This is a genomic window from Streptomyces sp. AC555_RSS877 (assembly GCF_019049245.1).
GTDB lineage: Bacteria > Actinomycetota > Actinomycetes > Streptomycetales > Streptomycetaceae > Streptomyces.
Genome location: NZ_JAGMUK010000209.1, coordinates 1 through 400, shown reverse-complemented (window position 1 = coordinate 400; position 400 = coordinate 1). Strand labels below are relative to the sequence as shown.

The window sequence follows — 400 nt, the reverse complement described above, 5'->3', positions numbered from 1 at the left end:
AAGTCGTCATCCACGCCCACCTGGTCCACCCCCAGGACCTGCGCGAACACCTGGCACAGGATCTCCTCCTGCACCGACCCCGGACCACGACCCCCGCCCCCGGCATACTCCGGGGCGGGCAGGGCCTTGCGGTCGAGCTTGCCGTTCACCGTCAGAGGCAACTCCGGCAGGACGACGAAAGCTGACGGCACCATGTACTCCGGCAACCACTCGGCAACCCAGGCACGCACGGCAGCGGGCAGGCCTTCCGTCGCGATGTCGGGCATGGCATCGGCGCTCTGCCCCTGACCGGCCGGGACGATGTAGGCGATGAGGCGTTTGTCGCCCGGGGTGTCCTCCCGCACCACCACCGCGGCCTGTCCGACCCGCGGATGCCCCACCAACACCGACTCGACCTCAC

1 protein-coding gene is annotated in these 400 nt (G+C 69.8%); it reads right to left on the bottom strand.

Going from position 1 to position 400, the window contains the following annotated elements; all coding sequences use genetic code 11:
- On the bottom strand, positions 1 to 400 hold a 400-nt coding region (locus KUM49_RS42385; protein ID WP_217242280.1), incomplete at both ends, for a hypothetical protein.